The organism is Phenylobacterium sp. (genome assembly GCF_036563385.1).
GTDB lineage: Bacteria > Pseudomonadota > Alphaproteobacteria > Caulobacterales > Caulobacteraceae > Phenylobacterium.
Genome location: NZ_DATCML010000011.1, coordinates 107,463 through 127,152, shown reverse-complemented (window position 1 = coordinate 127,152; position 19,690 = coordinate 107,463). Strand labels below are relative to the sequence as shown.

Genomic DNA, 19,690 nt, shown 5'->3' with positions numbered 1-19,690 from the left:
CGGCGCGGGAGTGACGTCGCGGCGCCGTTGCGAACCTCTCCCGATCCGGCCCAAGCTGTCCCCCGGAGGACACCATGGACCTGAGGCTCACGCCGGAGATGGCGGCGTTCCGCGACGAGGTGCGCGGCTTCCTCACCGCCCACGCCGACGCCTACGAGGCGGGGCAGGCGAAGGACCCAATGGCCTGGCAGCGCCTGCTGATCGAGCACGGCTACGCGGCGCGCACCATCCCGCGGGAATACGGCGGCTACGGCGCCGAACCTGACGTGCTCAAGGCGCGCATCATCGCCGAGGCGTTCATCGCCGCCGGCGCGCCGCGCGGGATCGCCAACCAGGGGGTTTCCATGCTGGTCCCCACGCTGCTGGAGGTCGGTTCGGAGGGGCAGAAGCGGCGCTGGATCGGACCGACCCTGCGGGGGGAGGTGGTCTGGTGCCAGGGCTACTCCGAACCGGGGGCGGGCTCAGACCTCGCCAGCCTGCAAACGAAGGCTCTCGAGGACGGCGACGACTTCGTCATCTCCGGAAGCAAGATTTGGACGAGCACCGCCCAGCACGCGCAGATGATGTTCTGCCTGGTGCGGACCGAGCCGGACGCCCCCAAGCACGAGGGCATCAGCTACGTTCTAATCCCCATGGACACGCCGGGGATCGAGGTCCGCCCGCTGAAGACCATGACCGGCCATGCCGAGTTCAACGAGGTCTTCTTCACCGACGTGCGCGTCCCGCAGGCGAATGTGGTCGGCGGGCGTGGCCGGGGCTGGTTCGTGGCCAACACCACCCTGAAGCACGAACGCGGGATGCTGGGCGACCCGAACGCCACAGAGGCCCGGCTGAACGCCCTGATCCAGCTGATGCGCGAGGAGACGGTGGACGGCGAGCGGATCGTCGACAACCCCGTCTTCCGCGACCGGCTGATGCAGCTGCAGGCGCGGGTGATGGCCATGAAGTTCAACGGCCTGCGGGTGATGACCGACGAGACGGCGGGACTGGCCCGGCTGATCGTGAAGCTGCAGGGCTGCGAGCTGAACCACCAGGTGGCCGCGCTCGCCATCGATGCACTGGGCGAGCTCGGGATCCTTTACCACGACGGGCCGCACCTGCGGGCCAGGGGCGGCTGGCAGCGCAACTACATGTTCGATCTCGGCCTGATCATCGGCGGCGGCACCGCCCAGATCCAGAAGAACATCATCGCCGAGCGCGGCCTCGGCCTGCCGCGCGAGCCCAGCGCCAAGGTGACCGCATGAGGTTCGCGCTCTCGGAAGACCAGCGTCTGCTGCAGGACAGTGTGGTGCGCGCGCTCGCGGCCTTCGCCCCGCTGGAGCGGGTTCGCCGGTTCGCGGACCAGGAGGAGTCCAGCGCGCCCGACATCTGGCAGGGGCTGGCTGAGATGGGACTGCCCGGCCTGCTCATCCCCGAGGAGCACGGCGGCCTGGGGCTCAGCCTGCTGGACGCGGCGCTGGCGGCCGAGGCCCTCGGCGCGGCCGTCGCGCCGACGCCCTTCCTCGGGTCAGCGGTGCTGGCGCCCCTGGCGCTGCGCGGCGGGACGCCCGAACAGCAGGCGCGCTGGCTCCCGAGGCTGGCGAGCGGCGAGACGACGGCCGGCGTGGCGATCTCGGAGGCGGTCGCAGGCGCCCGCGACGGCGCGGGCCTGACGGCGGACGGCGGGCGGCTGAGCGGCCGTGCGCTGTTCGTGATCGACGCGCCGGGCGCGGACCTGCTGATCGTCGCCGACCGCACGGGGGCCCTGCACCTGGTGGAAGCGCCGCCGGCTCCGCAGGCGATGCGAACCATCGACGACACCCGCCGGCTTTCCGAGGTGGTGTTCGAGCAGGTGGCCGCCGAGCCGCTGGGCGGGAACGAGGGGCTCGACCGGCTGCGCGACGCGGCCTGGGTGATGCTCGCGGCCGACACCCTGGGCGCCGGCCAGGCCATGCTGGACAAGGCGGTGGCCTACGCCAAGGAGCGCAGGCAGTTCGGCCGCGTGATCGGCTCGTTCCAGGCGGTGAAGCACCTCTGCGCCGAGATGGCCGCCGAGCTGGAGCCCGCCCGGGCGCTGGTGTGGTACGCCGCCTACGCGTTCGACCACGCGCCGGAGGAATCCACGGTCACCGCCGCCCACGCCAAGGCGCACCTGTCGGAGATCGGCCGGTTCGTGGCGCGGACCTCCACAGAGGTGCACGGCGGCATCGGCATCACCGACCTGCTTGGGCTGCACTACTGGTTCAAGCGCATCGGCCTGAACCGCCAGCTGCTGGGCGGGCCTGAGCGGGTGCGCGAGGCCGCCGCCCGCGCCCAGGGGCTGGTCGCCGCCTAGCGTTTGACGTGCTCGGGCTTGTCCTTGCGCTTGGTGGACGCCAGGTCCTCCAGCTCCTTCTCGCTCATGGAGTCGGCCATCTGCCGCGAGGCGCCCTTCAGCTTCGACTTGGGCGTGTCGCCGCGTTTGGCCGACAGCGCCGCGCCGGCGGCCTTCTGCTGGGCGGCGGATTTGGCGGGCATGGCTTGTCCTCCTGCTGACGCCGCGCGATGACTGCGCAGCTTCCGCCGGGAAACTCGCGCGCGCGGCCCAGGGTTCATGGTTCAAGGAGCCAGTCGCTTGACCATCCCCGACGCCGCACCGACCCAGACCCACGGCGGCCTGGCGAAGCTTCGCGCCCGACTGCGCGAGCTCTATCTCGGCGAGAGCCGCGAGGCGGTGCGCTTCCGCTACGCCGTGATCGTGGTCGACCTGCTGCTCATCGGCTTTTTCGTCGCCGCGCCGTTCCTGCGCGAGTTCCCGGCCTTCCTGATCGTCGACTACGCCATCGCCCTGGTGCTGGCGCTGGACATCGCCGCCCGGGTGCTGGCCTCCCCCAGCGTCCGGGCCTCGCTGATGCGGCCGATCCTGTGGGTGGACCTCTTCGTCCTGCTGACCCTGCTCTTCCCGCTCTGGCTGTTCAACTTCGCCTTCCTGCGGGTGCTCAGGCTGTGGTCCCTGTTCCACTCCGAATTTTTCTGGGACACGGTGGGACGCCGATACGATGACACCCGGTGGGAAGAGACGGCGAAGGCGCTGGCCACCCTGGTCACCTTCATCTTCGTGGTCACCGGCTTCGTCTACGCCACCTTCGCCCGGACCCACCCGGGCATTGCGGGCTATGTGGACGCGCTCTACTTCACGGTCACCACCCTGACGACCACCGGCTACGGCGACATCACCCTGCCAGGGACCTGGGGCAAGCTGCTGGCCATCGGCATCATGATCAGCGGCATCACCCTGTTCGTGCGGCTCGCCCAAACCCTGATCCGGCCGAACAAGGTGCGCTTCACCTGCCCGGCCTGCGGCCTCATGCGGCACGACCCCGACGCGGTGCACTGCAAGGCCTGCGGCGTGCTGCTCAACATACCCAACGACGAAGTGTGACGCTTACACGTCGCCGCGGGCTGCGGTTTCACAGGACTGTCACACGGCGGTGTTAGCGCCCCCGTCGACAACCGGAGCCTGCCCCATGCGACTCACTCTCCTCCTCACCGCCGCGGCGGTCGCGCTCACGGCCTGCGGCCAGCAGCAGACGGCTCAGAAGGGCCAGGTCAGCGGCGGCGGCGGCGCGCGGACCCAGGTGTGGGCGGCGGGCTCCTCCACCGTCTTCCCGTTCGCCACGCGCGTGGCCGAAACCGTGGCGCGGACCACCGGCGGGAGCGCCGCCAAAGTCGAGAGCCTGGGCACCGGCGGCGGCATCAAGCTGTTCTGCTCCGGCACGGGCGCAGGCTACCCGGACATCGCCACCGCCTCGCGCGCGATGAAGAAGTCTGAGTTCGAAGCCTGCCAGGCGAACGGCGTCACCGAGATCGTCGAGCTGAAGATCGGCTTCGACGGCATCGTGCTGGCCAACGCCAAGGCCTCTCCGACCTTCGACATCTCCCGCGAGCAGATCTACCGCGCCCTGGCGGCCGAGGTTCCGCAGGGCTCGGGCTTCGCCCCGAACACCGCCGCGACCTGGAGCGCCGTCGCGCCGGGTCTGCCGAACACGCGCATCCTCGCGTACGGCCCGCCGCCGACCTCCGGCACCCGCGACGCCTTCGTGGAGCTCGCCATGGAGAAGGGCGCCGAGAAGGTCGAGGCCATGGCCGCGCTCAAGAAGAGCAACGAGGACGAGTTCAAGGCCAAGGCCCACACCCTGCGCCGTGACGGCGCCTGGGTGGATTCCGGCGAGAACGACAACGCCATCGTCCAGACGCTGGAGAAGACCCCCAACGCCGTTGGCGTGTTCGGCTACTCCTTCCTCGAGAACAACATGGACAAGGTGAAGGCCGCCGCCGTCGAGGGCGTCGCCCCCACCTTCGAGACCATCTCGAGCGGCCAGTACCCGCTGTCGCGTTCCCTCTACATCTACGTGAAGAAGGCCAATGTGGGCGTGACCCCGGGCCTGCGCGAATACGTCAACGCCTTCGTCTCCGACGCGGCCGCCGGGAAGGGCGGCTACCTCCAGCAGCGCGGCCTGATCTCGCTGCCGGCGGCAGAGCACGACCAGGTGAAGGCCGCCGCCCAGGCGCTTACGCCCATGGCGGCCCCGGCCAAGTAAGCGGGTCTGGCAGGCCGCCCAGGGAAACTGGCTGGCCGGGTTCTCATATTCCTACAAAGCTGGTGGAGATTACCGCTCCGGCCTTGTAGGGATCCGGCCATGGCTCCTCCGTCCGAACCCGCCGTCGTCGCCGTCATCGGGGGCGGCTTCAGCGGCCTGCTCACCGCCGTGCACCTGTTGCGGCGCGACCCGGACGTGGTGGTGCGGCTGGTGGAGCGGGCGCCCCGCTTCGGCCGCGGCCGCGCCTACCAGACCCGGCATCCCGACCACCTGCTGAACGTCCGGGCCTCGAACATGAGCGCCTTCCCGGACGATCCCGACCACTTCCGCCGCTGGCTGGCGCAGGCGGGGGAGGGCGGCCAGGACGGCTTCGTCAGCCGCGGCCGCTATGGCGACTACCTGCAGGGCCTGCTTCGCGACGAGGTCAGCGACCCCACGCGCGCCGGGCGGTTCCTGCTCGAGGCCGACGAGGCCGTGGCGGTGGAGCCCGCGGACGGACGCCTGCGGGTGACGCTCAGCCTCGGCCGGGCCTTCGACGCCGACGCGGTGGTGCTGGCGCTGGGGCTGCTCCCCCCGGCGCCGCCGCCCGGCGCCTCGCCCGCCGTGCTGGCCCACCCGGCCTATGTGGCCGATCCCTGGCGGCTCGATCCGGAGGCGGCTCCGGCCGGCGACATCCTGCTGATCGGCTCGGGCCTGACCATGGTCGATGTGGCGCTCAGCCTTTCGGGCGAGGGCCGACGGCTGACGGCGCTGTCGCGCCACGGCCTCATCTCGCGCAGCCACGCGCCCACGGCGGCCGCGCCGCCGCCGGAGGGGGCGCTCAGCACGCCGCGCGTGGCGCTGCGCACCCTGCGCGCCCAGGCCGAGAAGGTGGGCTGGCGCGAGGCCGTCGACGGAATCCGTCCGCTGACGGCGGAGATCTGGCGCAGCTGGCCGCTGACCCAGCGCCGCCGGTTCCTGCGCCACGCGCGGCCGTGGTGGGACGTCCACCGCCACCGCATGGCCCCGGTGATCGCCGCCCGCCTCTCAGGCTTGGTGATCGCCGCCGAGCTGGAGGTGCTGGCGGGCCGGCTGGAGGCGGTGCAGGCCGACGGTGACGGGTTCTCGGTCCGCTACCGCCCCCGCGGCGAGCGCGACGTGGTGCAGCGCAGCTTCGCGGCTGTGGTCAACTGCACGGGTCCGCGCGGCGACCCCGAGGCCGCCACTGCCGGCCTGTTGGCGCAGCTGAGGCGGGCGGCCCTGCTGCGCCGCGATCCCCTGGGGCTCGGCCTCGAGGTCGACGACCAGCTGCGGGTGCTGGGGGCGCAAGGCCGCCCGACACCCGGGCTCTATGCCGTCGGGCCGCTCACGCGGGCGGCGGTCTGGGAAGCCCTGGCCGTTCCCGACCTGCGCAGCCAGACCGCCGAAGTGGCCGCCACCGTGGTGGCGGGCCTCAGGCTTCGGACGCCTGCTTGAGGGCGGCCAGCCCCTTCTCGGCCGGCGGCCGCGAGGCCAAGGACCTTCAGCATCGTCGCCTCCTCAGCCCTTCGGCTGGTTCATTGCCCAGGTGACGCCGAACGGGTCGACCAGCTCGCCGTAGGTGTCGCCCCAGAACATGACCTGCGGCTCCACCTTGCCGGTGCAGCCGGCGTCGATCGCCCGCCGCCACCAGGCGTGGATGTCGTCGGCGATCATCAGCATCACGGTGAAGCCGGACGGCGGGACGGGCGGGTGGCCGTGCTCCGGGTAGAAGTCGCTGATCATCAGCGAGCCGCCGTTCACATAGAGGTGGGCGTGCATGGTGCGGCCCTTCTCGTCCGGCGGGACCATCGCGGCGATCTCGCCGCCGAAGGCCTTCACGTAGAACTCGGCGGCGGCGACGGCCCCGTCGATGTTGAGGTAGGTGACGACGCCGCCCTTCACGGGCGCCTGAGCTGCGGCTTCGGCTTGCGGGTCCAGGGTCTCGCTCATGGGGAACTCCCTATCTGCGGTGCGCCCCCGGTCAGGGGCTCGTCCCAAGGACGTGCGACGCGCGGCTACGCCGACACGGCGTCGTCAGTTTTTCGTCCACTCCGTCTCCAGGGCGATCTCCACCTTGTCGGCCACGCCGATATTGGAGCCGGGCGCCGGCACGCCGTAGCTCATGCCGTAGTCCGAACGGTTGATCGTGGCGCGGCCGGAGAAGCCGATGCGGTTCGCGGCGGGGTCCATTTGTCCCTTGGCGTAGCCGTTGTTGTAGGTGACCTCGAGCACCGCGGGCTTCGTGACGCCGCGGAGGGTCAGGTCGCCGGTGACCCGCGCCGTGCGGGGGCCGGTGGGCTCCACCTTGGTCGAGCGGAAGGTCATCTGCGGGTGGCGCTTGGCGTCGAACCACGCCTCGCCCATCAGCTGGTCGTGGAAGCCGGCCGGCGGCGCCGGCAGGTCGAGCGAGGCGACGTCGATGGTCGCCTCCACCCGCATGGCGCGGGGATTGGCGGGATCGAAGGTGAGCTGTCCGCTGACCTTGTCGAATCCGGCGGCGAAGGCGGAGAGGCCCACGTGCCCGACCCGGAAGGCCACGGTCGAGTGGGCGGGGTCCAGGGCATAGACGCCGGCCGGCGCGCTGTCGGCCTTGGGCGCGGCAGGCTGAGCCGTTCCCGTCGCCGCGGCGGCGCAGGCGGCCGCCACGGCCATGGCGGCGAGCGTCATCGTGCGTGTCATCTTTATCTCCCTCGGTCTCGATGTCAGCCCGCGGCGCGGACGCCGGCGGCGCGGCTGTCCTGGATCAGGCGGTCCAGGTGCTTTCGGATGTGGGTCGCCTCGGCGGTGGTGTTGGCGAGCGCGATGGCCTGGTCGAAGGCGGCCTTGGCCTCGGCCTCACGGCCCAGCTGAAGCAGCAGGGCGCCCTTCACCCCGAAGAAGTGGAAGTAGCCGGCCAGCCGTCCGGCCAGGGGCTCGATCATCTCCAGGGCGACCTGCGGCCCCTTCACCTTCATCACCGCGACGGCGCGGTTCAGGGTCACCACGGGCGAGGGCTGCATCCGCTCCAGCGCGGCGTAGAGCAGGTCGATCTGGGCCCAGTCGGTGTCCTCCGGGCGCGCGGCCCGGGCGTGCAGGGCGGCGATGGCGGCCTGCGCCTGGTAGGGGCCGGGGCGGCCGTGGCGCATGGCCTTGTCCATCAGCGCCAGGCCCTCGGCGATCGGCTGGCGCGCCCAGAGCGCCCGGTCCTGGTCCTCCAGCAGGATGATCTCGCCCTCGGCGTCGAAACGGGCCGGCGTGCGGGCGTGCTGAAGCAGCATCAGCGCCAGCAGCCCCATGATCTCGGGCTCCGTCTGGAAGAGCCTGAGCAGCAACCGAGCCAGCCGGATCGCCTCGTCGCACAGCTGGGCCCTGGCCGAGTTGTCGCCCGCCGAATAGCCCTCGTTGAAGACCAGGTAGATCATCGCGGCCACCGCCCCGACGCGCTCGCTGCGCTCGATCGCCCCGGGCGTCTCGAAGGGCACGTCCGCTGCGGCGACCACCCGCTTGGCCCGGGTGATCCGCTGCTCCATGGCCGCTTCCGAGACCAGGAAGGCGCGTGCGATCTGCTTCACCGTCAGCCCCGAGACGATCCGCAGGGCCAGCGCGATCTGCTGCGTGGCGGGCAGATCCGGATGGCAGCAGATGAACAGCAGCCGGAGCACATCGTCGCGATAGTCCGAGCCGTCCAGCCGTTCGGCCATGGGGGTCTCGACGTCGTCGAGGTCGGACAGCCGTTCTTCGTCGGGCAGGGCTTCGTTACGCGACCGCTTGCGCACCCCGTCCAGGGCGGCGTTGCGGCCGACCATGATCAGCCACGCGGCGGGGTCGCGCGGCGGCCCGTTCTTCGGCCACGCCTTCAGCGCCCGCAGGCAGGCGTCCTGGAAAGCCTCCTCGGCGGTGTCCAGGTCGCGGAAATAGCGCAGCAGGGCGCCCACGGCCTGGGGACGGGCGGCCGTGATGGCGGCGTCGATCCAGGCCAGGTCGGTGGTCATGCGGTCTCCAGGCCGTCGGCGGTGACGGGATTGAGCAGGCCCACCGGGCGGATCTCGTACGAACCCTTGGACGGCTTGGCGCGGCCGAGTTCGCGGGCGATCTCCAGCGCCTCGTCCAGGCCGGCCACATCGACGATATAGAAGCCCAGCAGTTGCTCCTTGGTCTCCGCGTAGGGGCCGTCGATCACCAGGTCCTCGCGGCTCTTGCGCAGGGTGGTGGCCGCTGTGGTCGGAAGCAGGCGGGCCACCGGCCCGAGCTTGCCTTCACGGGCGAGACGCTGCTGGACGACGGCGAGGCGGCTCATGACCGCATCGTCCTCTTCCTTGGTCCAGGAACAGACGCTGGCCTCGTCGTCGTAGCAGAGGATGGCGTAGAGCATGTTGGGCCTCGTTCGAGCTAAGGACGGTCGAGTATGCCGCGCCCCGACACGGACGCGGCGGAAAAATCACGCTATCAGCGCGCCATGGCCGACGAGAGCCAACCCGACGACGTGTTCCGCCGCGCCGTCCAGCTGCAGCGCGAGGGGCGGCTGGAGGACGCCGCCGCCGCCTATGGCGAGGTCGCCCGGCGCCAGCCCGACCGTGCGGCGGCGCACGCCAACCTTGGCACGGTGCTCTGGCGTCTGGGACGCCTCGAGGCGGCGCTGCAGGCCCTCGACGCGGCCGTGCGCCTCGCGCCCATGGAGGCCGGCGTCCATGTCGTCCGCGGGGTGGTGTTGCGCGCGCTCGGCCGCCCGGAAGCCGCCGCCGAGAGCCACCGGCGCGCGCTGGCGCTTCGCCCCGACGACGCGGACGCGCTTGGCAAGCTCGGCAACGCCCTGCGCGACCTCGGCCGCCCCGACGAGGCCCTTGGCGCCTTCGACCGCGCCGTGACCTTGAAGCCGGATGACCCCGCCCTGCACAACAACCGCGCGGGCGCCCTGGTCGAGCTCGGGCGGCTGGGGGATGCGCTTGCGGCGCACGACCGCGCGCTGGCGCTGAAACCGGATTTCGCCGAGGCGCACAACGACCGCGGCATCGCACTGGCGGGTCTGGACCGGCTTGAGGAAGCCGTGGAGGCCTATCGGCAGGCGGTGGCGCTCCGCCCCGCCTTCGCCATGGCCTGGAACAACCTGGGCGCGGCGCTGCGCCGGCTCCGCCGCTATGAGGCGGCCATCTCAGCCTTTGACCAGGCGCTGGCCGCCCGGCCCGACTACCCGGAGGCCGCGGCCAACCGGAGCTACTGCCTGCTCACCCTTGGTCGCTTCGCGGAAGGCTGGGCGGGCTACGAGCGCCGCTGGGGCGCGCCCGACTTCCGCGCCGAATGCTCAGCCCACGTCTCGCCGGCCTTGCAGGCGCGCCTGGAGCCCGAGGTCACGGGGGCCGACCTGGCGGGCGCCGAGGTGCTGGTGGTGGGCGAGCAGGGCGTCGGCGACGTCATCATGTTCGCCAGCGCGCTTCCGGACCTGCTGCGGATCGCGGGCCGGGTGAGCCTGATCGCCGACCCCCGTCTCGCGCGTCTCTTCGCCTACGCCTTTCCGGAGCTGGAGATCCTGCCGCACGGCGCCGACCCGGGCGCCCGGCGCGTGGTCGCCATCGGCAGCCTGGGACGCCTGTTCCGCCATAAGTGGCAGGACTTCCCGGGTACGCCATACCTGCAGGCGCCGCCTGAGGCGCGGGCGCGCTGGGCCGATCGCCGCGGTCCGCGCGGGGGCGTCCGGCGCATCGGTATCTCCTGGCGCGGCGGCACGCCTAAGACCGGAGGCGCGGCCCGCTCGGTGGCGCTCGAAGCCCTTTCGCCCGTGCTCGATCTCCCGGGCTGCGAGATTGTCAGCCTGCAGTACGGCGACGTGCCCGCCGAGGTCGCCGCGGCGGCCGAGCGGCTCGGCCGCTCGATCCGCCTGTTCCCCAGGGCGGAGATCGACGACTTCGCCGAGCTGGCCGCCCTGATCGCCCACATGGACCTCGTGGTGTCGGTGCAGAACACGACGGTTCATCTGGCGGGCGCCCTGGGCGCCCCGTGCCTGGGCCTCGTCCCGGCCAGTCCGGAATGGCGCTACCTTGACGCCGGCGAACGCATGCCCTGGTACGGCTCGGTCCAGCTGATCCGCCAGGAGGTCCCAGGCGAGTGGGCGCGGGCCATCGCCGAAGCCGCACGGGTCGCACGGGAGCGGCTCGCAGAGGCTTGAGCGGTGGGCGATGGTCTATGACGGGTGGGCTGTGGCGGCTATGTCCGCCTGATCTGAGCTTCTGGGGGGCAGGCCCTCGGCGGCGGCGACCTCCACCTGCGAGAAGACCTAAATGCGTTGGCCGGCCCTGGCCCGTAACCTCCACAAGTGGCTGGCCCTCGTGGTCGCGGTCCAGGCGGTCTTCTGGACCCTCAGCGGCGTCTACATGACCGTCGTGCACATCGACATCATCCGTGGTGACCGCCTGGTGAAGGCCACGCCCCCTCCGCCGATCGCGCTCGCCGGCCTGGTCGAACCCGCCCGCCTGACGCACCTGGCGCCGGGCCTCAGGAGCGCCAGGCTGGAGACCCAGCTCGGCCTGCCGGTCTATGTGGTCCAGGCCCGGGACGGGCCGGCGCTGTTCGACGCGCGAACCGGACGCAAGCTTTCTCCGCTGAGCGCAGAGCAAGCCGAGGCGCGGGCCAAGGCGCTGTTCGCCGGGGAGGGGGCGGTGGTTCGCACCGAGCACCTCACCAGGGCGCCGGCCGAGATCCGGGGGCGGCCCGCGCCGGTCTGGCGGGTGGAGTTCGAAGGCGCCTGGCGGCCCACCTTCTACATCTCGCCCTTCACCGGCGAGTTGGTGTCGCGGCGGCACGACCTGTGGCGCGCCTACGACTTCGTCTGGATGCTCCACATCATGGACTACGAGGCGCGGGAGGACGTGAATAGCCCGCTGGTCCGCGCGTTCACCTGGCTGGCGGTGGGGACGACGGTCAGCGGGGCCTGGCTGCTGCTCTACAGCTTCCGCCGCAGGCGCCGCGGCGCGGGGGGCCGCGCATGAGCGGGTCGCCGATGTACGTGATCCGGTGGCTCCACAAGTGGTTCGGCTTGCTGATCGGCCTGCAGTTCCTGCTGTGGGCGGCCAGCGGCGCCGTCATGGCCCTGCTCGACCAGCGGCAGGTCGCGGCCGAGGACGCGCTGCTTCCAGTCGCCGAGCTCCCGCCGCCCGACGTGGCCTTGCCCCTCGCCCGCGTGTCCGAGGCGGTGGGCGGACCGGTTACGCGCCTTCAGCTGAAGCCGCTCTATGACCGCTGGGTGTACGAGGCGACCTCGCCGGCCGGCGTGAAGCTGGTCGACGCCATCTCGGGCGAGCCCGTCACCATCGACGCGGACAAGGGGCGGGAGCTCGCCGTGGCCCGTTTCAGCGGGCAGGCGCCGGTCGCGTCCGTGACCCGCGTGGCGCGCCCCACCCTGGAGACCCGCGACCTGGCCTTGCCCGTCTGGCGCGTGGCGTTCGCCGACGACGAGCAAACGACCCTGCTGGTCTCGGCCGCCACGGGCGAGGTTCTCGACGTCCGGAACGACACCTGGCGGCTCTGGGACATCGCCTGGATGCTGCACGTCATGGACTACGACGATCGGCAAAGCTTCAACCACCCGCTGATCGTCACCTTCGCCCTCGCCGGCGCCTGGCTCGCCCTGAGCGGCCTGATCCTGCTGTTCCGCAGCTTCCGCGGCTTGGGCCTTGCCTAGATCGCCTCGCCGCCCGACGCGCTGGGGCGAAGCGGAATGGGCGAGCGGCCGTTTTCACTTGGGTCCCCACCCGTCGGCGTCGTAGAGCCCGCGCGGAGCGCGATCAGTAGGATCGCGTTCGCCCACCGCCTCGAGCACAAGAAGATTGCAGCGATCTCCGCCCCATAAGCTCTCCGTCGCCCCTATGATGGACTGGGCCGAAAGGCAAGCATCGTCAATCAGTTAGGCCGGCGTGTGTGCGAATTTTGCACGCACATGTTCACGTTTCTGTTCCTCTTCGTTCGGGTGAAATAGCGCGCGTTCCTACGATCGCGCACCCCATGAGCAGGCGGAGCGGAGGAGTGGAGGTCTCCGTGCGTCATACACAAAGTGGGACGGCGCGGAGGGACGGTCGTGGCGCAGAGAGGTTCGGCAGCTGAGCCGCTGCCCCATTGGCCAACGCTGATGCCGTTGGAGATGGCAGCGAGGTATGTCTCACTGGATGAAGCCAGCTTCCTGAGCCTCTGCCGCGTGAATGCTGTAGCCGCGGTAGAGCCGGCAAAGGGCGCGTATCGCTGGCGAAGGCGCGACATTGACCGGCTCGTCAACGAGCTTCCACCTTCTGAGCCTCCCACCTGGCAGGTTCCTTCCGCGGCAACGGCCGGTGGGGCTCTCAGCGACGCTGATGTCGCGAGGATCGCGGCGCGGGTGGGTGCTGCGGGCCCGCAGACGCCGCAGGCTTACAGCGTCAAGGACGCTGCCGCCGTGAGTGGGATCGGACGCAGCACGCTCTACAAGCTTATGAAGGACGGACGTTTGACGGTGGTGCGAGTTGGCTCACGCACGTTGATTCCTCGCCAGGCGATCGAAGCGCTCCTCTCAAGCTAGTCCGCTGCGTTTGAGGCTGTCTTCCCCAGACTTCAGCTGACTTCCCAGGCCCTGTTGAGCACCTGGGCTGCGATGGCTGCCTTGTCATGGGGCAGAAAACGGCCGTAGTGCGCCGCCACCGTTTCGGGCGTGTCCTGGATGGCGTAGCTTGCCTGCTCGTATGAGCCGGTCTGCTTGAGAATGTGCGTGGCGAGAACGTCGCGGACGTTGTGAGGGCCGTGCGGGAGAAGGCCACGGATGGCGCCTCTCCCGGTCCAGGGGTTGTAGATTCCATACCGCTGGATGATCCACCGCCACGCTTCGTAGAACGTGGTCTGGTTGTAGGCCGCATCTTCACTGCTGACCTTCACGGACTTCACAAAGAACGTGCCGGGATCCCGGGCCTCGCCCAGCAGTCTACGCCGGTGGCGGGAGAGGTAGCTGTCGATCTCCGCGTAGAGGCCGGCCACGTCCGGCAGGATCAGCCGGAAAGCGCGGCCGCTGAAAAAGGAGGAACCTGCATTCTTGAACGCCACATGTGGGACGAAGACTTCCCAGCCCGCATCGCGTTCGCTCCAGCGCAGCTCTCCGCGCCGCAGCTCCGCGAGCTGGCGTTCGGGACGAGGCCTGTCGTGTGGCAAGCAGACGAGGAGCTGGCGGAGGTTTTTCTGCCGGAAGCCAAGATGCAGGCCGAGCCGGATCATGAGGAAGGATCTCGAGCCCTCCGCCGCGGCTTTGGGATACCGACTTCCGCAGGGCTGAAGTCGCACGATTTCGTCGGCGATCTTGCGGTATTCGCCCACGGGGCTGTCGGCTTCGAGAACAGGCAGTATCGCTTCGAACGAGTCTCTGTGAACCCGGCTCACACGTGCGATCTCCTTCGACCGTGCCAAGCCGATCTTCTGCATCTTCGCGCACGTTCCGGACCAGTCCTCCCGAGCGGCAGCGATCTCGCTCGCGGACACCAAGCCAGGGATCGGCACGAGACGTTCAGCCAATACTGGCGTCTGAGCAACCCAACCCGTCTCGGGGGAGGTGAGGGCGACCGCCAGGCTCAGCATGTCGACTTCCCAGTCGGTGAAGAAGCCGCGTCGGCGCTCGCGCCAGGTCACGTACCAGTCCCAGACGCGTGGGAGTGCGAGCATCCCGAAGGTGAGGTCTGTCACCGGCACCCCTCCGCCACGCACCGGGCCGAGCGGATCGGCCGCCAGCGCGCCGAATAGGAGGCTGAGCTGCTCCAGCTTCTGCGCGGCTGTCTCGCTCCCCCACACGCCGCGTCGACGATAGCCGAGCGGCGCGAGAGTGCAGGTCTTGAACTCCAGCAGCGCCTGCATCTCGCCGTGCAGTTCACTAGGAGCTAATCGCGTGCCGCGGCGCGTCCTCTTCCTGCCGCGAAGGCTCTCCTCCAGCCCGCGAAACCGAAGCGCGAACGGTTGGGTCGCGGCCAGGGCCTGGAAGCGTCGATATTCGGTGGAGCCCGACACCACCACGCGGCGCACCCAGTCGATGATCTCCTCCTGCTCAGACGGGAGGCGGCCGTCGAAGTCGTCCGGAAGATGCCAGGCGAGCCGGCGGCGCTCCGCGCGGCCGATACCGGAGACGTAGTTGCCTGAGGTGGCGCGAGAGGGGTGAGGGAGCTTCTGTTTGAAGTAGCCGGCAGGAAGCTGCCAGCGCTCCTCCAGAAGGCGCAGGATCGCCAGGCTCTCCTTGGCATGCGGAGCCTTGAGGCCGCGTCGCCACATCCTGAGGGTCGAGCCTTCGACGGAGACCCCTCGATGCGCGAGCACCAGCTGCAGCCGGCGCACCGTGTCACGGTGGCGGCGCATGTGGAGGTCGAAGGATTCCGAGAAGCTTGCCGGATCCAGCCACATAAGTTCGTCTGGCTCAGGCACGATATCGTGCCGCCCCGGGACGAGTTCTTTGCTTTGGGCTTGAGGCGCCAGCCGCTGCGCAGGGGGGGCTAAAGGAGCGAGACGGCTGCGCGAGGTCGTAGCCTGGTCGCACTTTGCGATTTCGCGCCGGAGAGCCTCAACACCCGGCCGGAGAACAGCGCGCGCGGCCGGCGAGAACTCGGCGTCCAGGCCGGCCTCTTCTGCAAGCTTGGGCCAATCAAGGCCCCGCCCGCGGGCGGGGGGCTGCTGACGTCGATGAAACAGGTCTACCAGGTACAGTCGCAGCCGCTCGACATCCCGCGGCGGAAGGACGGGGGCGGCACGAAGGTGCACAAAATCCGAGATCATGCGCGGGAACGCGGGATTTGGCGCCCCTGTGATGCGGTTCTTCGTCACGACTGAGTGCCCTCCATCAGAGTGGAAGACGCGCGAGGTGCCGTGACCCGCCGGAAGTGGTGCCGCTGAGACAGGTGCCCCGCGACGGCCAAGCGCGGGTCAGCGCATCAATAGGTCGGCCTTAGCTCGGCCTCTGGCATGTGAGGTCCCGTTCGCGCCTTGCGATTGCAGCCGAATTGGCGGGCCGCCTCGAGTTAGGCGCGGGGCTCGGGCGCGCCGGAAGCAAACTCCGGGAGCTGAGTAGGCCCGCCTAGGTAAGACCCGAGCTGAGGAGCGGGCACCAGCACGCAGCGCGAGGTAGCACCATGATGACGTAGACGCACTCGCGTCGGCGGGCGGGAGCATCAGGCTCCTCGTGCTCAGCCGAGTCCGGGCACCGATTGCAATGGCCGACTAGGCGCGTTAAAGTTCAAAAGCCAACAAACATTCAATGTACTCTACTACGTTAAGCGGGAGCCTGCATGATCAACATCAGCGATCGGCTGCGCCAACGGCGGGACGAACTCGGCATGACCCAAGAGGCTGTAGCGGCTGCAGCCGGGATGAACGTCACTCAGTACAATGGCTACGAGCGGGGCCGCAGCGCGCCTTCTGACGTCACCCTGCCACGCCTCGCCAAAGCGCTGCAGACGACGCAGGAAGCGTTGATGGGTTTGGCGGCAATTCCGACCACTCGGCGCGCCTCGGAGTCGAAGCGAGAGGCCTTAAAGCGCTTGAAGGTTGCGTTCGAGGCCCAGGTTGCTGCCGAACTCGAACTCGCGCCTGCTGACATCACCGTCCGCATTGAAATTCTCTGAGGAAAGCTCGATGACCAATATCGATCGTGCCCTGGCCAGCATCGCTACTGAAAATGACACCGAGAAACTAATGACCTTCGCCCGCAACGCGCGAGGCAAGTCTCGCCAAATTGAGCAGGCTGCAATACGCCGCCTCGCGGCTGTTTCGGCCCGTCACGCGCCTGGCACGGTGGAGCACGCTTGCTGGGCGATGGTGGAAACTATCGAGGCCACGCGGCGGCTTAACAAGGCTAAGGCTTGGCGCATGAACCGAATGCGCCGGAAGATCGAAAAGGACGGCGAGCTCGCCGCCCTTGAATACTGCGCCCTAAAGGAGACAGTGGGGTTCGCCGAAGTTCTGGAATACGGCATGCCAGAGTTCACCGCTGAGGCCATTGTCCTGCGTTATCCCGCGGCGTTTAGCGAGGCCGCCAGGGCGGCTGCCCGGCGGCGGTTGGACGCCGCTGGCGTACAGCTCGGCGCGCCGGAGTAGGCGCTGCCGTCGGACAAGCGGGGCGGCCGAGTCGCGCTGTGCGCGAGGGGCGGCCGGTCGGAGCTTCTGGAGCTACCCTAGAGCTAGGCCGCATAACCTGAGCGAGCGGGTTCGTCCTCTGAACCCGCTATTGCTCGCCGTCAGCTGCGCTCCGGCTTGCGATGTATGCCTCAACTGGTTCAGGCAGGATCTGGTCGTTCACGACTAGCAATGCCCGCAGGAGGTATTCTCGGATCGCGGACCTCGGCTTCTTCGGGCCTGCACGGCCGGCGGCTTCGTAGAGATCGGTAAGTACTTTCTCGAGCTCAACGCAAAAAGCCTGATCCGCCCGCTTGTCGTAGATAAGATCGTATATGACCCAATGCTTCCTTGCCTTCGTGCTTTTGGAGCACGGGCAGGCGCTTTCGCCCGTAGCTTGATCCAAGGGATGCGACCAGACGAAAGAAGGGTCTCCGTAGGCAACCTCGCGGTTGCCAATCGGCTCCATGACGTAATCTTCTTTGTGCGACCGCGAACCGCAATCGGCGTGGCGTGCAAGGATGTAAACCCCGAACGCCTCAGCGCCTTCGCGCGCGTGTTGATACAACCTGAATAGGTTGCTCCGTGTGAGGCGGTTGGGCCGAGTATCGTCCCAGAACAACGAGTTCCCAGCGTCTTGGACATCGCTGAGCTCCTCGCGGATCTTCGACCGCAGATCGACCAAATAGGCAAATCGGTCCACAAAGCACCCCGTCGATGCAGACAACCTGCGCTGCGGACGATGGGGGCAAGGTGCAGTCAAAGCAACCCGCCGAGACCTCGCCCGAAATGCATTGCGGTGGACGCCGGTCGCCGCCGCCTTCGAGCGGCGCCGCGCAGCCCCTTCAGGCAGCCAGAGCGACGCCAGCTGGCATCTAGTTCAGGTTGTCTGTGTGCGCTAATGACTGGGCGCTAGGGGAGGGGCGTGGTGCCAGTAATCGATACGCTTTTAAGCCAGGCCTACGGCCAGTCGGCAGCCGTGTCCGTCCCTGTCGCGGGCGGAGGTGGCGGATTCCGCGGCCGCTTCCCCGCGGGTGTAGACGACGCCATCAGCTACATCCGCCAGCTCGCGACTGAGCCGTCGGAAGGTGAGGCCCGCGTCAACTGGTTCTTCCTGGTCGGTGGGCCGGGCAACGGCAAGTCGCGAGCAATCCAGGAGCTCGCAAGCGCGATCGGGATCGCACTTCCGAGCGCAAGCTCTGAACGCCCGACCAGCCGGGCGCTACCTGAAGCTTGGCCAGCTGATACCTACTCGTTGGCGAGCGGCTTGGAACTAGTCTTCGTCAACGACGCCTCAATCGACCGCCCAGCGGTGGACGGGTTGGGCGGATTGGCGGCTGATATCGACGACGCACTCGGCGCGATTACCGGCGGCCGGCGGCTGATGCTGTTCGCGAACGTGAACCGGGGAGTGCTCGTCGAGGAGCGGGCAAACCATTTCGACCAGGCGGTTCCAACCGTCCAGGACATCCTGGATTTCCTCGCGACGTCGCACACGAAGGGCGCCAGCGCTTCGCCCTATTACGCTCAGAAGCAGGTCCTCATCCAGGGCGTCGAATTGTGCGTCCATGCTCTCAGCTTGGATGTCACCTCGCTCGTCGAGCCGCCACCCGGCCCTGAGGTGGCTATCACATTCGGCGCAGCAGAGGTCGAACCCCAGCCTTACGCTACTGTCGGAGAGCTACACAGGCCCGGGGGAAACGGCGACCGTGCACTCTCACCAGCCGGCCAGCTGCTGGCCCAGCTTGTTGATGTTGCAAACTGGCAGCATTGCGCCGGTTGCAGGGCAAGCGACGAGTGTCCCTTCAGTGCGAACGCTCGCTGGCTGAGGGACCGTGACCTTCTCGTTCACTTCCTCGACGTGTTGCGTGCGGCCGAGGTCACGACAGGATGGCGGCTCACCTACCGCGAACTGCTCGCAGAAATGGCGAACGCCATCCTCGGCGGCTTGGAAGCTGAGTGGGTGGAGGGGATGGACCCATGCGATTGGGTGAGGGCCAAGGCCGCCACTCCGGGCCTTGAGGGTGCCGCGGCCCTCGTCTCCCACCGCATTTATGCAGCGGTGTTCGGCGGCCCGGCGCTAACGCCGGCACAACACGACGTGCTCACGTCTGGCGGCCCCCTCGCTGGCCTCGCCGCGTGGCTCGCCTCGTTGGGCGCGGGGAGGCCTCCCCGCTTGAATGCCGCGTGTATCGCGATCCGCCCCTCGAGGGACACCTCTGGGTGGGGGGGCGAGGCCGGTGACGACCTTAAGCACGATTGCATCCAGGCGGTCGAGGTCATGACCGTGGAGGGCTCAGAAGCACCGAGCAGCTGGATTCGCACCAGGGCCGAAGTCCCTGCTGATGCGCACTCCGAACTTGAAGCCCGCCTTGACCGCGAGATCGCTGCCTTCATCGAAGAGGTGTACGTGGCGGGCGAGGCGGCGCGGCCAGAAGCCCTGCCGGCCGTCTTGAAGGCCAGGCTGCACCTGCTGCTGTCGCAGGTCGGCCTTGCAACCGGACGCTTGCACAAACACGCGGAAATCGAGCAGTTCCTTCGGACCCAGCAGGCGCTGCTGATGCAGCAAGAGCCGGATGCTGACGTGCGAGCGGGGCTCCAAAACCTGCTGGCAGGATCCGGGCAGGTTAACCTGTTGTCGCCGAGGGCATCAACGACGCCTGCGACGTCAGGCGTGTCGCAGGTGTCCGTGGGTGTCTCAAGCGTGCAACCCCGCATGTGGGCAGAAGGCGACCAGATGATGGTCCGCCTTTACGACGGCGACCCGGGCATGCCGATCAGCTTCGACCTGCTCCGGGAAATGCTCATCGCAGCGGACGCCGATGCGGGGTTTACAGACATCCCCGAACTCCAGCTGGCGCGCGTGGAGCGAGCCCGTGCCCGCCTCGTCTCACGCGCGCAAGCCAAGCGCCTCCCGCTGCAGGTGACACTTGCTGATGGCCGGAAGTTCCGGGTCGTAGCAGCCGCAGACCAACAGCACCTGAAGTTGATGGACGCTGGAAATTGACCCTCGACCCATTTCGCCTCCCGCGGCCCGAGTACACGCGGCAGCCAGAGAG

General features: G+C 69.0%; 19 protein-coding genes. 12 read left to right on the top strand and 7 right to left on the bottom strand.

The features are described from left to right. Positions 1-74: 74 nt before the first annotated feature. A complete protein-coding gene (locus VIL67_RS08775; protein WP_332048498.1) occupies positions 75-1,244 on the top strand; it encodes an acyl-CoA dehydrogenase family protein in 1,170 nt (389 codons plus the stop codon). Next, positions 1,241-2,314: an acyl-CoA dehydrogenase family protein gene (locus tag VIL67_RS08770; RefSeq protein WP_332048497.1), complete on the top strand. Its 1,074-nt coding sequence runs from the start codon at positions 1,241-1,243 to the stop codon at positions 2,312-2,314. The genes VIL67_RS08775 and VIL67_RS08770 overlap by 4 nt, the downstream gene beginning before the upstream one ends. Here the strand turns inward: VIL67_RS08770 and VIL67_RS08765 are convergent. After that, on the bottom strand, positions 2,311-2,496 hold the full coding sequence (locus tag VIL67_RS08765) for a DUF3008 family protein (protein ID WP_332048496.1): 186 nt from the start codon (positions 2,494-2,496) through the stop codon (positions 2,311-2,313). The two genes, VIL67_RS08770 and VIL67_RS08765, sit on opposite strands and share 4 nt — an antisense overlap. Before the next feature lie 97 nt (positions 2,497-2,593). Between VIL67_RS08765 and VIL67_RS08760 the strand changes: the two genes are divergently transcribed. From VIL67_RS08760 to VIL67_RS08750, 3 genes are all read left to right on the top strand, one after another. Beyond that, entirely contained in the window at positions 2,594-3,400 is an 807-nt protein-coding gene (locus VIL67_RS08760) for an ion channel (protein WP_332048495.1), read from the top strand. Positions 3,401-3,485: 85 nt separating this feature from the next. Then, positions 3,486-4,559, top strand: a complete 1,074-nt coding sequence (locus tag VIL67_RS08755; protein WP_332048494.1) for a substrate-binding domain-containing protein — start codon at positions 3,486-3,488, stop codon at positions 4,557-4,559. A gap of 99 nt (positions 4,560-4,658) precedes the next feature. Next, positions 4,659-6,014, top strand: a complete 1,356-nt coding sequence (locus VIL67_RS08750) for an FAD/NAD(P)-binding protein (protein WP_332048493.1) — start codon at positions 4,659-4,661, stop codon at positions 6,012-6,014. 63 nt (positions 6,015-6,077) lie between these two features. On the opposite strand, the gene VIL67_RS08745 is transcribed toward VIL67_RS08750, so the two are convergent. The 4 genes from VIL67_RS08745 to VIL67_RS08730 all read right to left on the bottom strand — a co-directional run bounded on the left by VIL67_RS08745 (position 6,078) and on the right by VIL67_RS08730 (position 8,910). Continuing rightward, on the bottom strand, positions 6,078-6,509 hold the full coding sequence (locus tag VIL67_RS08745) for a VOC family protein (RefSeq protein WP_332048492.1): 432 nt from the start codon (positions 6,507-6,509) through the stop codon (positions 6,078-6,080). Positions 6,510-6,593: 84 nt separating this feature from the next. Then, complete coding sequence (locus tag VIL67_RS08740; protein ID WP_332048491.1) at positions 6,594-7,238, bottom strand: YceI family protein; 645 nt, start codon at positions 7,236-7,238, stop codon at positions 6,594-6,596. 23 nt (positions 7,239-7,261) lie between these two features. Continuing rightward, positions 7,262-8,530: an RNA polymerase sigma factor gene (locus VIL67_RS08735; RefSeq protein ID WP_332048490.1), complete on the bottom strand. Its 1,269-nt coding sequence runs from the start codon at positions 8,528-8,530 to the stop codon at positions 7,262-7,264. Continuing rightward, positions 8,527-8,910 carry a YciI family protein gene (locus VIL67_RS08730; RefSeq protein WP_332048489.1) on the bottom strand — a complete coding sequence of 128 codons (384 nt, stop codon included), beginning with the start codon at positions 8,908-8,910 and terminating at the stop codon, positions 8,527-8,529. The genes VIL67_RS08735 and VIL67_RS08730 overlap by 4 nt, the downstream gene beginning before the upstream one ends. A 33-nt stretch (positions 8,911-8,943) precedes the next feature. Between VIL67_RS08730 and VIL67_RS08725 the strand changes: the two genes are divergently transcribed. The 4 genes from VIL67_RS08725 to VIL67_RS08710 all read left to right on the top strand — a co-directional run bounded on the left by VIL67_RS08725 (position 8,944) and on the right by VIL67_RS08710 (position 13,077). Further along, positions 8,944-10,698 carry a tetratricopeptide repeat protein gene (locus VIL67_RS08725; RefSeq protein WP_332048488.1) on the top strand — a complete coding sequence of 585 codons (1,755 nt, stop codon included), beginning with the start codon at positions 8,944-8,946 and terminating at the stop codon, positions 10,696-10,698. A 112-nt stretch (positions 10,699-10,810) separates the two neighbouring features. After that, positions 10,811-11,518 (top strand): PepSY domain-containing protein, encoded by a 708-nt coding sequence (locus VIL67_RS08720; RefSeq protein WP_332048487.1) that lies wholly within the window; start codon positions 10,811-10,813, stop codon positions 11,516-11,518. Then, a complete protein-coding gene (locus VIL67_RS08715; protein WP_332048486.1) occupies positions 11,515-12,210 on the top strand; it encodes a PepSY domain-containing protein in 696 nt (231 codons plus the stop codon). The genes VIL67_RS08720 and VIL67_RS08715 overlap by 4 nt, the downstream gene beginning before the upstream one ends. Positions 12,211-12,654: 444 nt before the next feature. Beyond that, positions 12,655-13,077: a helix-turn-helix domain-containing protein gene (locus tag VIL67_RS08710; protein ID WP_332048485.1), complete on the top strand. Its 423-nt coding sequence runs from the start codon at positions 12,655-12,657 to the stop codon at positions 13,075-13,077. A gap of 32 nt (positions 13,078-13,109) precedes the next feature. On the opposite strand, the gene VIL67_RS08705 is transcribed toward VIL67_RS08710, so the two are convergent. After that, the gene (locus VIL67_RS08705; protein ID WP_332048484.1) at positions 13,110-15,344 is read right to left on the bottom strand and encodes a hypothetical protein; all 2,235 of its coding nucleotides are present in this window, start codon (positions 15,342-15,344) and stop codon (positions 13,110-13,112) included. A gap of 461 nt (positions 15,345-15,805) precedes the next feature. Here VIL67_RS08705 and VIL67_RS08700 point away from each other — a divergent pair, with 461 nt between their 5' ends. Then, the gene (locus VIL67_RS08700; protein ID WP_332048483.1) at positions 15,806-16,141 is read left to right on the top strand and encodes a helix-turn-helix domain-containing protein; all 336 of its coding nucleotides are present in this window, start codon (positions 15,806-15,808) and stop codon (positions 16,139-16,141) included. Positions 16,142-16,151: 10 nt separating this feature from the next. Beyond that, positions 16,152-16,613 carry a hypothetical protein gene (locus VIL67_RS08695; protein ID WP_332048482.1) on the top strand — a complete coding sequence of 154 codons (462 nt, stop codon included), beginning with the start codon at positions 16,152-16,154 and terminating at the stop codon, positions 16,611-16,613. A gap of 127 nt (positions 16,614-16,740) precedes the next feature. Here the strand turns inward: VIL67_RS08695 and VIL67_RS08690 are convergent, their stop codons facing one another. Beyond that, positions 16,741-17,334 (bottom strand): hypothetical protein, encoded by a 594-nt coding sequence (locus VIL67_RS08690; protein ID WP_332048481.1) that lies wholly within the window; start codon positions 17,332-17,334, stop codon positions 16,741-16,743. A gap of 225 nt (positions 17,335-17,559) precedes the next feature. On the opposite strand from VIL67_RS08690, the gene VIL67_RS08685 reads away from it, so the two are divergent. Then, positions 17,560-19,638: a hypothetical protein gene (locus tag VIL67_RS08685; protein ID WP_332048480.1), complete on the top strand. Its 2,079-nt coding sequence runs from the start codon at positions 17,560-17,562 to the stop codon at positions 19,636-19,638. Positions 19,639-19,690: the final 52 nt, after the last annotated feature.

Bases quoted from the DNA above. Each gene is read 5' to 3' on its own strand.
- VIL67_RS08775 (WP_332048498.1), top strand. From the start codon at position 75: ATGGACCTGAGGCTCACGCCGGAGATGGCGGCGTTCCGCGACGAGGTG.
- VIL67_RS08770 (WP_332048497.1), top strand. From the start codon at position 1,241: ATGAGGTTCGCGCTCTCGGAAGACCAGCGTCTGCTGCAGGACAGTGTG.
- VIL67_RS08765 (WP_332048496.1), bottom strand. From the start codon at position 2,496: ATGCCCGCCAAATCCGCCGCCCAGCAGAAGGCCGCCGGCGCGGCGCTG.
- VIL67_RS08755 (WP_332048494.1), top strand. From the start codon at position 3,486: ATGCGACTCACTCTCCTCCTCACCGCCGCGGCGGTCGCGCTCACGGCC.
- VIL67_RS08750 (WP_332048493.1), top strand. From the start codon at position 4,659: ATGGCTCCTCCGTCCGAACCCGCCGTCGTCGCCGTCATCGGGGGCGGC.
- VIL67_RS08745 (WP_332048492.1), bottom strand. From the start codon at position 6,509: ATGAGCGAGACCCTGGACCCGCAAGCCGAAGCCGCAGCTCAGGCGCCC.
- VIL67_RS08740 (WP_332048491.1), bottom strand. From the start codon at position 7,238: ATGACACGCACGATGACGCTCGCCGCCATGGCCGTGGCGGCCGCCTGC.
- VIL67_RS08735 (WP_332048490.1), bottom strand. From the start codon at position 8,530: ATGACCACCGACCTGGCCTGGATCGACGCCGCCATCACGGCCGCCCGT.
- VIL67_RS08730 (WP_332048489.1), bottom strand. From the start codon at position 8,910: ATGCTCTACGCCATCCTCTGCTACGACGACGAGGCCAGCGTCTGTTCC.
- VIL67_RS08725 (WP_332048488.1), top strand. From the start codon at position 8,944: ATGCCGCGCCCCGACACGGACGCGGCGGAAAAATCACGCTATCAGCGC.
- VIL67_RS08720 (WP_332048487.1), top strand. From the start codon at position 10,811: ATGCGTTGGCCGGCCCTGGCCCGTAACCTCCACAAGTGGCTGGCCCTC.
- VIL67_RS08715 (WP_332048486.1), top strand. From the start codon at position 11,515: ATGAGCGGGTCGCCGATGTACGTGATCCGGTGGCTCCACAAGTGGTTC.
- VIL67_RS08710 (WP_332048485.1), top strand. From the start codon at position 12,655: ATGCCGTTGGAGATGGCAGCGAGGTATGTCTCACTGGATGAAGCCAGC.
- VIL67_RS08700 (WP_332048483.1), top strand. From the start codon at position 15,806: ATGATCAACATCAGCGATCGGCTGCGCCAACGGCGGGACGAACTCGGC.
- VIL67_RS08695 (WP_332048482.1), top strand. From the start codon at position 16,152: ATGACCAATATCGATCGTGCCCTGGCCAGCATCGCTACTGAAAATGAC.